The 14,367-nt window shown below is 74.8% G+C and carries 8 protein-coding genes; 3 read left to right on the forward strand and 5 right to left on the reverse strand.

All coding sequences use genetic code 11. The features are described from left to right. Window positions 1-47: 47 nt before the first annotated feature. A complete protein-coding gene (locus OG861_RS14035; RefSeq protein WP_329197187.1) occupies window positions 48-881 on the reverse strand; it encodes a TIGR03084 family metal-binding protein in 834 nt (277 codons plus the stop codon). Between the two features lie 504 nt (window positions 882-1,385). Between OG861_RS14035 and OG861_RS14040 the strand changes: the two genes are divergently transcribed. Beyond that, window positions 1,386-3,008, forward strand: a complete 1,623-nt coding sequence (locus tag OG861_RS14040) for an alpha/beta fold hydrolase (protein WP_329197186.1) — start codon at window positions 1,386-1,388, stop codon at window positions 3,006-3,008. Between the two features lie 99 nt (window positions 3,009-3,107). Here the strand turns inward: OG861_RS14040 and OG861_RS14045 are convergent, their stop codons facing one another. Next, window positions 3,108-4,064, reverse strand: a complete 957-nt coding sequence (locus OG861_RS14045) for an EamA family transporter (protein ID WP_329197184.1) — start codon at window positions 4,062-4,064, stop codon at window positions 3,108-3,110. Window positions 4,065-4,140: 76 nt separating this feature from the next. Further along, complete coding sequence (locus OG861_RS14050; protein ID WP_443056571.1) at window positions 4,141-6,963, reverse strand: FAD-binding and (Fe-S)-binding domain-containing protein; 2,823 nt, start codon at window positions 6,961-6,963, stop codon at window positions 4,141-4,143. Between OG861_RS14050 and serC the strand changes: the two genes are divergently transcribed. Then, on the forward strand, window positions 6,935-8,056 hold the full coding sequence (gene serC, locus OG861_RS14055) for a phosphoserine transaminase (protein ID WP_329197182.1): 1,122 nt from the start codon (window positions 6,935-6,937) through the stop codon (window positions 8,054-8,056). The two genes, OG861_RS14050 and serC, sit on opposite strands and share 29 nt — an antisense overlap. Before the next feature lie 210 nt (window positions 8,057-8,266). After that, complete coding sequence (locus tag OG861_RS14060) at window positions 8,267-11,395, forward strand: sacsin N-terminal ATP-binding-like domain-containing protein (protein ID WP_330261717.1); 3,129 nt, start codon at window positions 8,267-8,269, stop codon at window positions 11,393-11,395. Window positions 11,396-11,423: 28 nt separating this feature from the next. On the opposite strand, the gene OG861_RS14065 is transcribed toward OG861_RS14060, so the two are convergent. Both OG861_RS14065 and OG861_RS14070 read right to left on the reverse strand, forming a co-directional pair. Then, window positions 11,424-13,919, reverse strand: a complete 2,496-nt coding sequence (locus tag OG861_RS14065; protein ID WP_329197177.1) for an HAD-IC family P-type ATPase — start codon at window positions 13,917-13,919, stop codon at window positions 11,424-11,426. Between the two features lie 125 nt (window positions 13,920-14,044). Further along, window positions 14,045-14,335 carry a DUF2530 domain-containing protein gene (locus tag OG861_RS14070; protein ID WP_329197176.1) on the reverse strand — a complete coding sequence of 97 codons (291 nt, stop codon included), beginning with the start codon at window positions 14,333-14,335 and terminating at the stop codon, window positions 14,045-14,047. Between the last annotated feature and the right edge of the window lie 32 nt (window positions 14,336-14,367).

Genomic DNA, 14,367 nt, shown 5'->3' on the forward strand with positions numbered 1-14,367 from the left:
CCCGTAGAAGCCGGAGGCGTTGCCGATGCGCAGCGGCCGCCGCCCGGTCACCGGTCGTCCCGCCCGCCGGCCGAAGGAGCACGCCCGCCCGCCGAGGGTGCGCGGCCGGGGCCGGCCGGGCCGGCGAAGGCCTGGGCGATGTCCAGCCAGCGCGCGGCGTCGGGGCCGGTCGCCGTCAGGGCCAGGTCGGCGCGGTGGGCGCGCTGGGTGACCAGCAGGCAGAAGTCCAGCGCCGGCCCCGCGACCCGCTGCCCGGCGTCTTCGGGCCCGAACGCCCAGATGCCGGAGCCGTCCGGGGCGAGCAGTTCCACCCGGAACTCCTCGCCGGGCGCCGGAAGGCCCCGTACCGCGTACGCGTAGTCCCGCGCCCGCACCCCGATCCGTGCGACGTGCCGCAGCCTGGCCGTCGGGACCCGCCGGACGCCCAGCGCGTCGGCGACGTCCTGCCCGTGCGCCCAGGTCTCCATCAGCCGGGCGCTCGCCATCGAGGCGGCTTTCATCGGCGGCCCGTACCAGGGGAAACGGGCCCCCGGATCGGCGGCGGCGAGCGCCGCGTCGAGGGCGGCCCGCCCCTGGCGCCACCGGACCAGCAGCTCGGCGGCGCCCAGCAGGGCCCCCTCGGCGGCGCCCTCGTCCACGAAGGTGTCGGGGGCCTTCGCCGCCTCCTCGGCCATGACCGCGAAGCTCTCGGCGTCGGTGAGTGCGAGCAGCGAGGCCCGGTCGGTCCAGTGCAGGTGGGCGATCTGGTGGGCGACGGTCCACCCGGCGGCGGGTGTGGGCTCCGCCCAGCCGGCCTCGGGCAACTGGCCCACCAGCGAGTCGAGTTCGTCTCCCTCCGCGCGGAGATCGGCGAAGACGGCGACAGCGGACGGATCGGGCACGGTGCGCTCCCCTTCTCGGCGTGGGGGGAAGCCTGGCAGGGGTCGGTAAAACAATCAAGCGTGCTTGCATGATTTTGGCGATACGCCGGACGGACCCGGTCGCGTTCCCGCCACCCACGGCAACTCCCCCTGGCCGAGACCGAATCGAGGCGGTCCGGTGTCCGGCATGGGCGGCTGCAGTGGACGGCAGCCGTGGGCCGCCGGTCGGCACGGGGGCGCTTTCGGCCGTACGCCGGAAACTCGCGGAACGTCTGCGATGTCGCGCCGATACTGAATTCCCCGCCGCCCGCCGCACGGCAACCGCACCCGCACGGCCGCCCCCACCGCCCCCGCACCGCCGCACGGCATCCGCACCCGCACGGCCGCACGCCCGCCGCACCGCATCCGCTCCCGCACCCGCACGGCCGCCCGCGACACGCCCGGGGCAGGGCCCCCGCGGCGCAGCGCGGACACCCGTTCCTGTCATGGCACGTGAGGCACTCGACGCGAAGAGGACGAACCGACGTGACGTACGCGAACCCAGCCGACTCCTCCCTCTACCCCGAACTCGACGCCGCCGCCCTGGCCGCCTTCGTCGCCGCTCTGGAAACCGGCGACGTCACGGGGCTCTCCCCCGCCCGGGCCTCCGAGGTCGCCGAGGTGCGCTCGCTCGCCGTGTTCGGCCGGGGCAAGGTGGCCGGCGCCGGCGGCGCCCTGCTCGACGCCGCACTGTGGCGGCACACCGGACCACAGCCCCGCCCGGTGATCGTGATGCCCTCGCCGTGGACGGACGCCGGCTGGCTCCCGTACGCCGTCCAGGCGAGCCTGTTCGCAGCCCGCGGCTACGACGTCCTGGCCTACACCGCGCGCGGGTTCGGCGCCTCCGAGGGGCAGGTCGAGGTCGCCGGCCCGCTCGACATCGCCGACGGCAGCCGCGCCCTGGACCACCTCATCGAGCGCACCTCCGGGCCCGTCACGAAGATCGGCTTCCTCGGGGACTCGTACGGCTCCGGCATCAGCCAGCTCGTCGCCGCGCACGACACCCGCGTCGACGCGGTGGTGGCCCTGAGCACCTGGGGCGACCTGGGCGAGGCCTTCCTGGAGAACTCCACCCGCCACGTCGCCGCCGTGCAGGCCCTGCTGAACGCGGCGGCGCGGGCCCGGCTCAGCCCGCAGACGGAGGGCGTCTTCGAGAACGTGCTGACCAACCGGGACGTGGAGGGCACCCTGCGCTGGGCGGAGCCCCGCTCGCCCTTCACCCACATCAAGGAACTCAACCGGCGCCGGGTCCCCGTCCTGTTCGCGCAGGCCTGGCACGAGACGCTCTTCCCGGGCAACCAGACCCTCAAGATGTTCAACGCACTCACCGGACCCAAGCGCCTCGACTTCTCCATCGGCGACCACTCGGGCCCCGAGATGCCCGGCCTGCTCGGGCTGCCGAACCGCATATGGACCGACGCCCACCGCTGGTTCGACCACCACCTCAAGGGCATCGAGACCGGCATCGCCGCCGAGGGGCAGGTGGTCGCCGAGGTGATGTGGAGCAAGACCCTCGAAGCCAGTCCCACCTGGGACGCCCTCACCGGACGCGTCCGCCGGGTGCACCTCGCGGACGGCGGGGAACTGGCCGAGAAGCCCGAGGCGGGGTGGACCTCGACCGTCGTCTGCGGGATCGACACCCCGGCGACCGTCGCCGACCGGATCGTCCGCTCCGGGTACGCGGAGATCGCGGGACGGCCGAAGGCCTACCCGACCGGCGACATCGACCGCACCGTGGCCGCCGTCTGGGCCGCGGCGCCCGAGGAGGCCGTCCTGCGGCTGCGCGGCACGCCCCGGCTGCGGGTGACGTACCGGGCCGCGAACCCGGGCTCCGGCTTCGTCGCGTACCTCCTGGACACCGCGCCCGACGGAACGGCCCACATCATCACGCACGCCCCGTACAGCGACCTCGGCTCGGCGCCGGACAGCCTGATCAGCGCGGACATCGACCTCCAGGCAACGGCCTACGACGTCCCGCGAGGGCACCGCGTCCTGCTGGTGGTCGACGCCCGCGACCCGTTCTACTCGGACCCCAACCTGCCGCGCGCGACGCTCTCCTTCACCTCACCGGAACAGACGCCCTCGTACCTGGACCTGCCCCTGGGGTGACCGGTGACCTCACCGGGAGAGGGGCGGCCCAAGAGGGACTCCTCAGGAGGAGGCGGACGCCTCGAACGGAGGGGGGTTCCTCAGGAAGAGGGGGATTCCTCAGGAAGAGGGGCGGGCGACCTGCGACCGCACCGCGCCCATGCTCGCCGCGATCACCAGCGCGACCGCGACGGCGTCCCCGACCGACATGGCCTGGTGCAGCACCAGGAAGCCGGCGCTCGCCGCGATGGCCGGCTCCAGGCTCATCAGGATCGCGAAGGTCGGGGCGGGCAGTCGGCGCAGGGCCAGCAGCTCCAGCGTGTACGGCAGCACGGAGGACAGGACGGCCACGCCCAGGCCCAGTGCCAGGGTGCTCGGGACGATCAGGTCGGAGCCGGCCTCGACCACCCCGAGCGGCAGCGAGATGACCGCGGCGACGGCCATCGCCAGCGCCAGGCCGTCCGCCTGCGGGAAGCGCCGGCCCGTACGGGCGCTGAACACGATGTACGCCGCCCACATCCCGCCCGCCGCGACCGCGAAGGCCGCGCCCAGCGGGTCGAGACCGCCGAACCCGCCCCCGCCGTGGCCGGCGAGCAGGGCCACTCCGGCCAGGGCCAGGGCGGCCCACAGCACGTTCACCAGGCGCCTGGAGACGACCACCGACAGGGCGAGCGGGCCGAGCACCTCCAGGGTGACGGCGGGGCCGAGCGGGATGCGGTCGATGGCCTGGTAGAAGAGGCCGTTCATGCCCGCCATGGTGACGCCGAACCAGAACACGGTGACCCAGTCCGCCCGGGCGTAGCCGCGCACCTTGGGCCGGCACACCAGCAGCAGCACGAGCGCGGCCGCCGCGAGCCGCAGGGTGACCACGCCCGCGGCGCCCGTCCGCGGCATCACCATGACGGCGAGGGCGGCGCCGAACTGCACCGAGATCCCCGCCGAGACCACCAGCGCGACCGGCCCGAAGCGCGCACGGGCACGGTCGGGGCCACCGGTGGCGGACGGCGAGCGCACACCGGCGGCGGAGGACGGGGCCGAGGAGGGAGCCGAGGGGGCAGCCGAAGAGGACGGGGTCATTCCACCAGGCTAAGGGGTACGTAACGGGTGCCATGCCCCGTTCCGCCTTACCTTGCGCACACCCCTGTAACCCCCGCTAAAGCCCCTCCGCGAGGACCTCCGCGAGGTGGCGGGCCCGGCGCCCGCCGCCCAGTTCGGCGATCTGGGTCCGGCAGGAGAAGCCGTCCGCCAGGTACAGGGCCCCCGCCGGCGCGGCCCGCAGCGCGGGCAGGAGCTGTTCCTCCGCGCAGGCCACCGACACCTCGTAGTGGCCCGGTGCGAAGCCGAAGTCGCCCGCCAGGCCGCAGCAGCCGCCGCTGAGCCCGCCCGTCAGACCGGCCCGCTCGCGCAGCCGGCGGTCGGCCGCGTCGCCCAGCACGGCGTGCTGGTGGCAGTGGGTCTGGCCCGCGACCGGCCGGTCCAGGCGCGGCGGCCGCCACTGCGGGGCGTACTCCTCCAGGGTCTCGGCGAAGGTACGGACGGCCGCCGCCAGGCGCGGGGCGCGCGGGTCGTCGGGCAGCAGGGCCGGCAGGTCGGCGCGCAGGGCCGCCGCGCAGCTGGGTTCGAGGACCACCACCGGGCCCCGGACCTCCCCGAGGGTGTCGAGCGTGCGGGTGAGCACCTTGCGGGCGCGCTCCCTGCGGCCGGTGGAGAGGTACGTCAGACCGCAGCAGACCCGCCCGGGCGGGAGGGACACCCCGAGCCCGGCCGCCTCCAGTACCCGTACGGCGGCCCGTCCCGTCCCCGGCGACAGGTGCTCCGTGAAGGTGTCGGGCCACAGCACGACGGCGGCCGGGCCGCGCGACTGCGCCCCGGCGCGGCGCCACCACCTCGTGAACGGCTCCCGGGCCGGCGGCGGCAGCGCACGGCGTCGGTCCAGGCCCGGCACGGGCAGCCGCCGGGCCAGGGCGCCGGCCGGCCCCGCCGCCCGCAGCGCCGCGATCAGCCGCAGCCACTGCGGCAGCCCGCCCAGCGCGTAGTGGGACAGCGGCCGGATCCGCCCCGCCCAGTGGCGCTCCAGGAACTGGGACTTGTACGTGGCCATGTCCACGCCGACCGGGCAGTCGCTGCGGCACCCCTTGCAGGCCAGGCACAGGTCCAGGGCCTGCGCGACCTCCTCGGAGCGCCAGCCGTCGGTCACGATCTCCCCGGCCAGCATCTCGTGCAGCAGCCGCGCCCGCCCGCGCGTGGAGTGCCGCTCCTCCCCCGTGACCCGGTACGAGGGACACATCACCTCCGCCCCGGCCGGCTCCGTACCGCGGCACTTCGCGACGCCGACACAGCGCGCCACCTCCCCCGCGAAGGGTGTCGCCGGCAGCACCGCGAAGCGCAGGTCCTCGTCCAGGCGGGCCGGGCGCACCAGCATCCCCGGGTTCATGCCGCCCGCCGGATCCCACACGTCCTTGTAGGCGCGGAACAGTTCCATCACCTGCGGCCCGTACATCCTCGGCAGCAGTTCGGCCCGCGCCTGCCCGTCCCCGTGCTCCCCCGACAGGGAACCGCCGTGGGAGACGACGAGGTCGGCGAGGGCCGAGGAGAAGTCCCGGAACCGGGCCACCCCCGCCGCCGTCACCAGGTCGAAGTCGATCCGTACGTGGACGCAGCCCTCCCCGAAGTGCCCGTACGGGGACCCGCGCAGCCCGTGCTCCGCCAGCAGCGCCCGGAACTCCCTCAGGTACGCGCCGAGGCGCGCCGGCGGCACCGCGCAGTCCTCCCAGCCCGGCCAGGCCATCTCCCCGGTCGGCAGCCTCGTCGCCGTGCCCGCCGCGTCCTCGCGGATCCGCCACAGCGCGCGCTGCCCCGCCGGGTCGGTGACCAGCGCCGACTCCACGGCGTCGGCGGCCCGCACCAGCGCCCGGGCGGCGCCCTCGTCCCACATCTCGGCGAACAGCCACGCCCCGCCCCGCGGCAGGTCGTGCGCCGCCGCGCCGGCCAGGTCCCGGGCCATGCCCTCCACCGTCAGCGGCCGGTGCGGGAGCAGGCCGGCCGCGGCTTCGGCCGCCGCGCTCTCGTCGGCGTACCCGAGCACCGCGAGCACCGGCGCGCGCGGCGCTTCCACCAGGCGCACCACCGCCTCCGTCACCACCCCGAGCGTGCCCTCGCTCCCGCAGAACGCGCGGGCCAGCCCCACCCCGCGTTCGGGGAGCAGTGCGTCGAGGCCGCCGTAGCCGGAGATGCGGCGGGAGAAGCCGCCGGCCATGCCCGTGCGCAGGACCGCCAGGTTCTGTGACACCAGCTCGCGCAGGCCCCGCGGCGCGCCCGCCCAGCCGGCGGCGATCCGGTGGGAGGTGCCCCCGTAAGCGGTCACCGCCAGCTCCGTCACGTTGTCGGCGGTGGTGCCCCAGGCCACCGAGTGGGCCCCGCAGGCGTTGTTGCCGATCATCCCGCCCAGGGTGCACCGGGAGTGGGTGGAGGGGTCGGGCCCGAAGGTCAGCCCGTGCGGGCGCGCCGCGTCCCGCAGCCGGTCCAGGACCAGGCCCGGTTGGACCACGGCCGTCCGGGCGGCCGGGTCCAGCGCCACCAGGGAGTTCATGTGGCGGGTGAGGTCGAGCACCACCCCGGTGCCGGTCGCCTGGCCCGCGAGGGAGGTGCCGCCGCCGCGCGGCACGACCGGGACCCCGGCCCCGGCGCACACCCGCAGCGCCACCGCCACGTCCTCGGCGTCGCGCGGGGCGACGACGGCGACCGGGACGCGCCGGTAGTTGGAGGCGTCCATGGTCACGAGCGCCCGCGCGGCGGCGCCGAAGTCCACGTCCCCGCGCAGCTCGGCCCGCAATGTCCGTTCGAGTTCACCGGGTGCCGTCACACCCTCCACCCTGCCACCGCCGCGACGCGTCTCACCGGGTGGACGCGCTTCCGGGGCGGCGTCCGGGACCCGATACGCTCCGCTCGTGGCTGAGATCCAGATTCCCGCTGACATCAAGCCCGCCGACGGACGCTTCGGCGCGGGCCCCTCCAAGGTGCGGACCGAGGCGCTCGACGCCCTGGCCGCCACCGGTACCTCCCTGCTCGGAACCTCACACCGCCAGGCCCCGGTCAAGAACCTGGTCGGCTCGGTGCGCCAGGGACTCCGGGACCTCTTCTCCCTGCCCGAGGGCTACGAGGTGATCCTGGGCAACGGCGGCTCCACCGCCTTCTGGGACATCGCGACGGCCGGTCTCATCGAGAAGAAGTCGCAGCACCTCACCTTCGGTGAGTTCTCCTCCAAGTTCGCCACCGCCGCGAAGCTCGCGCCGTGGCTGGACGCACCCTCGGTCATCTCCTCCGAGCCGGGCACCCACCCCGAGCCGGTCGCCGAGGCGGGCGTGGACGTCTACGCGTACACCCACAACGAGACCTCCACGGGTGTCGCGGCGCCGATCAAGCGCGTCGCGGGCGCCGACGCCGGGTCCCTCGTCCTGGTGGACGCGACCTCGGGCGCCGGCGGTCTGCCGGTGGACATCACCGAGACCGACGTCTACTACTTCGCCCCGCAGAAGTCCTTCGCCTCCGACGGCGGCCTGTGGCTCGCGGCGTTCTCCCCGGCGGCCCTGGAGCGCGCTGCCCGCGTCCACGCCTCGGGCAGCCGGCACATCCCCGAGTTCTTCTCGCTGCCCACCGCGATCGACAACTCGCTCAAGAACCAGACGTACAACACCCCCGCGCTCGCCACCCTCTTCCTGCTGGACCAGCAGCTGGAGTGGATGAACGGCCGGGGCGGCCTGGAGTTCACCACCGGCCGCACCGCGGAAAGCGCGCGCCACCTGTACGGCTGGGCGGAGGCGTCGAAGTACGCGACCCCGTTCGTCGCCGACCCGGCCAAGCGCTCCTCCGTCATCGGCACGATCGACTTCTCCGACGACATCGACGCGGCCGCCGTCGCCAAGGTGCTGCGCGCCAACGGCATCGTGGACACCGAGCCCTACCGCAAGCTCGGCCGCAACCAGCTCCGCGTCGCGATGTTCCCGGCGATCGACCCGGCGGACGTCCAGGCCCTCACGGCCTGCGTCGACTACGTGATCGAGAAGCTCTGACCTCCCCCGAGTAGTCACCGCTCCCCGAAGGCCCGGGCCACCGCCCGGGCCTTCTGCCGTCCCCCGCCCGGATCGTGGCCGGCCGTGCCCGTAGCGCGGCGGGGTGGTGTTCGCGCACCTCAGCGGCCGGAAGGGGATCCGTACGCGGTACCGTCAGGTCGGGGACCCGGGGCCCTGGGTGCGAGTGCGGTGATACTTGGAGGCAGCGGCGTGAGCGTGCGAGTGACGGCGGCCCAGAGCGGCGTGGACCCCTTCGGTACGGCCCGGTTGCGGCGCGGGGTGCTCGACGCGTGGGGCGCGGGGCCGGCCCGGTTCCGCGAGGACGCCAACGCCGAGGAGGACCTGGCCCTGGGCGGTTACCGCGACCGGCTCGTGGTGGAACTGGCCCAGAACGCCGCCGACGCGGCCGCCCGCGCCGGGGTGGCGGGCCGGCTGCGGCTCACCCTGCACCCCGGTGACGCGGAATACGGCCACGCGGTGCTCGCCGTCGCCAACACCGGCTCCCCGCTGGACGCGGCCGGCGTGGAGTCGCTGTCGACCCTACGGGCCTCGGCGAAGCGGGAACCCGCCGCCGCGGCGGGCTCCGCGCAGACCGTGGGCCGCTTCGGCGTCGGCTTCGCGGCCGTCCTCGCCGTCACCGACGAGCCGGCCGTGCTCGGCCGGCACGGCGGGGTCCGCTGGTCCCTCGCCGAAGCCCGCGAACTGGCCCGGGACGCCGCGGGCGGCAGCCCCGGCCTCGGCGACGAATTGCGCCGCCGCGACGGCCACGTCCCGCTGCTGCGCCTGCCGTTGCCCGCCGAGGGCACCGCGCCGCAGGGCTACGACACCGTCGTGGTCCTCCCGCTGCGCGACGCCGCCGCCGAGGAACTGGTCGAGCGGCTGCTGGCCGGCATCGACGACGCGCTGCTCCTGACGCTGCCCGGGCTGCGCGAGGTCGTCGTGGAGACCCCCGCCGCCGGGCACCGGGTGCTGTACCGGCGCACCGAGGGCCCGTACACCGTCATCGAAGACTCCGCCTCCGGCACGCACCGCTGGCGCACCGTCCGCCACAGCGGCCCCATCGAGGCGGCGCTGCTCGCCGACCGGCCCGTGGAGGAGCGGCTGCGCCCGTTCTGGACCGTCACCTGGGCCGTGCCCGCCGACATCGAGGGCACACCCCTCTACCCGCGCACCGCCCCCGTCGTCCACGCGCCGACCCCGACCGACGAGCCGCTGGGCATCCCCGCCCTGCTCATCGCGTCGCTGCCGCTGGACACCAGCCGCCGCCACCCCGCGCCCGGACCGCTGACCGACTTCCTCGTGGAGCGCGCAGCCGACGCCTACGCCGAACTCCTCGGCGACTGGGACCCGGTGAGCACCGGCCTCATCGACCTGGTGCCCGGCCCGCTCGGCAAGAGCGAACTCGACGGTGCCCTGCGCGCCGCCGTCCTCCAGCGGCTGCCCCGCACCGCGTTCCTCGCGCCCGCCGCGCCCTCCGAGGAGCTGAAAGCGCTGCGCCCCTTCGAGGCCGAGGTGGTGGAGGGCGCGGGCGCCGACACCGTACGGGTCCTCGCGGAGGTGCTGCCGACCCTGCTGCCCGCCGGGCTGGAGCGCCGCCCCGAGCTGCGCCACCTGGGCGTCGGCCGGCTTCCGCTGGGAGACGCCATCGAGCGGATCGCGGGCATCGAGCGCACCCCGCAGTGGTGGTACCGGCTCTACGACAGCCTCGCCGGCGTCGACCCGGACCGGCTCTCCGGCCTGCCCGTGCCGCTGGCCGACGGCAGGACCGCGATCGGGCCGCGCCACATCCTGCTGCCCGGCGCGGACACCCCCGCGAGCCTGGCCCGCCTCGGGCTCAAGGTCGCCCACCCCGACGCCGCGCACCCGCTGCTGGAGAAGCTCGGCGCGCTCCCGGCCACCCCCCGCGCGGTGCTGACGACCCCGCAGGTGCGGGCGGCGGTGGCGGCCTCCCTGGACGCGGGCGAGATCTGGGACGAGGACGCGCTGGACGCCGACGAGCTGGCCGAGGTGGTCCTCGCCCTGGTCCGCGACGCCGCCCTGGAGCCGGGTGACGAACCCTGGCTGGGCGCGCTGGCCCTGCCCGACGAGGACGGCGAACCGACCCCGGCCGGCGAACTGCTGCTGCCCGGGTCCCCGCTGGCGTCGGTGGTCCGCGAGGACGAGATCCCGTACCTGGACGCCGGCTTCGCCGAGCGGTGGGACGCCCGAACCCTGACCGCCGTCGGGGTACTGGGCACCTTCCAGCTCGTCCGCGCCACCGACGTGGTCCTGGACCCCGACGAACTGGAGCCCCGCGAGGGCGACTTCGCCGAGCCCGACGACGCGGGCCTGCTCGACGCCGTCGACGTGTGGTGCGAGGACCTCCTCGACCAGCTCCCCGACACCCCCCTGCCCCCGGTGGCCACCGAACTGATCGGGGTACGCGACCTGGACCTCGTCGACGACGACCGCTGGCCCCAGGCCCTGGCCATGCTCGCCCAGCCCCCGCTGCGCGACGCGCTGACCCAGCCCGTGCGGGTCCTGCTCCCCGACGGCACCACCCGCTCCGTGCGCCCCTACACGGCCTGGTGGCTGCGCGACCACCCCGTGCTCGACGGCCGGCGTCCGGCCGGTCTGCGCGCGGCGGGCGGCGACCCGCTGCTGGCCGGGCTGTACACCCCCGCCGACGCCACCGGCTTCGAGGACGAGCAGGTGCTGCGGGCGCTGGGCGTACGGACCTCCGTGCACGCCCTGCTGGAGGAGCCCGGCGGCGCGGCCGAGCTCCTGGGCCGGCTCGCCGACCCCGACCGGGAGGTGTCCGACCGGCAGTTGCACGCCCTCTACGGGGCGCTGGCCGAGCTGGACCCCGAGCAGGTCACCCTCCCGGACGACCTGCGGGCGGTGGTGGACGGCGAGGTGCGGGTCGTGGACGCGGCCGACGCGGTGATCGCCGACGCCCCCGACCTGCTGCCGCTGACCGCCGGCCTGCCCCTGCTGCCGGTCGCGCCCGCGCTGGCCGCCGACCTCGCGGAACTGCTCCAGGTGCGCCGCCTGTCGGAGACCGTCCCGGCGGAGGTCACCACTCCGGGCGAGGAGCACGAGGTCCCGGAGGCCGTACGGATCCTGCTGGGCCCCGCCACACCGCACACGTACGTCGAGCACGAGGAACTCGTCGCGGGCGGCGTCGAACTGGACTGGCGGCTCACGCCGGACGGCACCCTGCACGCCGCCACCCTGGAGGGCGTCGCGGCAGGTCTCGCCTGGTCGGCGGGCCAGTGGCCGCGCCGCTTCGAGGTCGCGGCCCTGCTGGAGGACCCCTCGCGCACGGCGGAACTGGCCCGCGACCGCTGGTTCGACTGAACGGCGGCGGCCGCGGTCCGGGAGCCGGCTAAGCCGCGAAGCGGCGGTCGACCCAGCGGAACGTGAACTCGATCAGCACGGCGGCGGCCGCGGCGACCGCGACCGCCGTCCACGGCAAGGCCGCGCCCACCAGCCTCAGCTGGAAGAAGTCCTGGAGCCACGGCACGACCAGCACGAGGAGGAACGCCCCGCCCATCGCCGCGACCAGGGCGATCCGCCACCACGTGTACGGGCGGGCGATGATCGCCAGCACCCACATCGAGGCCAGGAACAGGGTCAGCGTCGCGGCGCTGGTCTCGGCCTCGAGGCTGTCCGCACCGGTGTAGTGGTGGCGGGCGAGCAGGTAGGTCACGAAGGTGGCGACCGCCGCGATCACCCCGCCCGGGATCGCGTACCGCATCACCCGTTTCACGAAGTGCGGTCTCGCCCGCTCCTTGTTGGGGGCGAGCGCGAGGAAGAACGCGGGGACGCCGATGGTGAGCGTCGACAGCAGCGTCAGGTGGCGCGGCAGGAACGGGTACTCCACCTGCCAGCAGACCACGAGGACGGCCAGCAGCACCGAGTAGACGGTCTTCACGAGGAAGAGGGTCGCCACCCGGGTGATGTTGCCGATCACCCGGCGGCCCTCGGCGACCACCGAGGGCAAGGTGGCGAAGCTGTTGTTCAGCAGCACGATCTGCGCGACCGCGCGGGTGGCCTCCGAACCGGAGCCCATGCTCACCCCGATGTCGGCGTCCTTGAGGGCGAGGACGTCGTTGACCCCGTCGCCCGTCATCGCGACGGTGTGCCCCTTGGACTGGAGCGCGGCGACCATGTCCCGCTTCTGCCGCGGGGAGACCCGGCCGAAGACCGCGTGGCCGTCCAGGACCTCGGCCATGTCGGCCCTCTCCTCGGGCAGTTCGCGCGCGTCGACCGTGTTCTGGGCGCCGGGCAGCCCGAGTTTGCCGGCCACCGCGCCGACGGAGACGGCGTTGTCACCGGAGATGACCTTGGCCTTGACCTCCTGGTCCTCGAAGTAGCGCAGCGTGTCGGCGGCGTCGGGCCGCAGCCGCTGCTCCAGGACGACGAGGGCGGTGGGCCGGGCCCCGTCGGCGACGGCCGGGTCGTCCAGCTCCCGGGCCGAGCGGGCCAGGAGGAGGACCCGTAGGCCCCGCTCGTTGAGGGCGCCGATCTCCTCCAGCGCCGGGTCCGCGGCGGGCAGCAGCACGTCCGGGGCGCCGAGCAGCCAGGTGGTGTTCTCCCCGTCGCCCTCGCTGAAACTGGCGCCGCTGTACTTGCGGGCGGAGGAGAACGGCAGCGACTCGGTGCAGCGCCACTCCGCTGTGTCGGGGTAGGCGTCGATGATCGCCTGGAGGCTGGCGTTGGGGCGCGGGTCGGACTCGCCGAGCGCGCCGAGCACCTTCTCCACGTACGCGCCGTCCTCGCCGCCGAGCGGGCGCAGCTCGGTGACGTCCATACCGCCTTCGGTGAGGGTGCCGGTCTTGTCCAGGCAGACGACGTCGACGCGGGCGAGGCCCTCGATGGCGGGCAGTTCCTGGACGAGGCACTGCTTGCGGCCCAGCCGGATGACGCCTACGGCGAAGGCGACCGAGGTCAGCAGGACGAGCCCTTCCGGGATCATCGGCACGATGCCGCCGACGGTCCGGGCGATGGAGTCCTTGAGGTCGGACTTCTTGACGACGAGCTGGCTGATGATGAGGCCGATCGAGGTCGGGACCATCATCCAGGTGACGTACTTGAGGATGGTGGAGATGCCGGTGCGCAGCTCGGAGTGGACGAGCGTGAAACGGGACGCCTCTTCGGCGAGCTGGGCGGCGTAGGCCTCGCGGCCGACTTTGGTGGCCGTGAACGCGCCTCCGCCGGCGACCACGAAGGACCCCGACATCATGCGGTCGCCGGGCTTCTTGAGCACCGGGTCGGCCTCGCCGGTCAGCAGGGACTCGTCGATCTCCAGGCCTTCGGCCTCGCCGAGGACCCCGTCGACGACGACCTTGTCGCCGGGTCCGAGTTCGATGACGTCGCCGAGGACGATCTCCGAGGTGGAGATCTCGGCGGTCCGGCCGTCGCGGCGGACGCCGGGTTTGGCCTCGCCGATGACCGCGAGCCCGTCGAGGGTCTTCTTGGCGCGCATTTCCTGGACGATGCCGATGCCGGTGTTCGCGATGATCACGAAGCCGAAGAGGCCGTCCTGGATCGGCGCGACGAAGAGCATGATCAGCCACAGCACGCCGATGATGGCGTTGAAGCGGGTGAAGACGTTCGCCCGGACGATCTCGGACGTGGAGCGCGAGGAGCGCACGGGTACGTCGTTGACGTCGCCGCGGGCCACGCGTTCGGCGACCTCCGCAGTGCTGAGGCCGCCCCGCTTGAACCGGGGCGCCGGTGGGCGCACGGGGTGGACCGGGTCCAGCTCGGCCCCCGCGTCGATGGCGGTGCCGTAGGCCGCCGCTCCACCGCCGCCCGTACCGCCGCCGCTGCCGCCCGGCTCCGGTCCGTTCGTGTCGGTCTTCGCCCGCTGCGTCATGCTTTCGACGGTAAAGGGCGTTCGAACGCTCCACCCGCCGAGCGGACGGAAGATCCGACTTCGGGATGACCCGAACAGTCCCCTGGTAGGGGCCGGCGGGCGGCAGGCGGGCCCGGCGGCTCCCGTCAGGCCTCGGGGTGGGGCTCCCCGGCTTCCGCGGCCCGTGCCGCCTGGTCCCTGTGCCGGCTGATGGCCGCCTCGCGGCCGCGGGCGTACCAGATGCCGAACAGGCCGAGGGCCGCGCCGGCCGCCGGGGTCCAGACCCACCACAGCATGCCCCGGTCCGCGAACCACCCGTAGAAGGGGAGCTGAACGAGGAAGAGGACGAACCAGATGATCGTGCCACCGACGACGGTCGCGACGACGGGGCCCTCCAGGGGCTCGGGGGCCTCGTGCTGTGCGGTCCATTTCGCCATGCGGCCAGTCTAGGCGGGCGGGTGACGGCGGC

This window comes from Streptomyces sp. NBC_00539 (genome assembly GCF_036346105.1).
Lineage (GTDB): Bacteria > Actinomycetota > Actinomycetes > Streptomycetales > Streptomycetaceae > Streptomyces.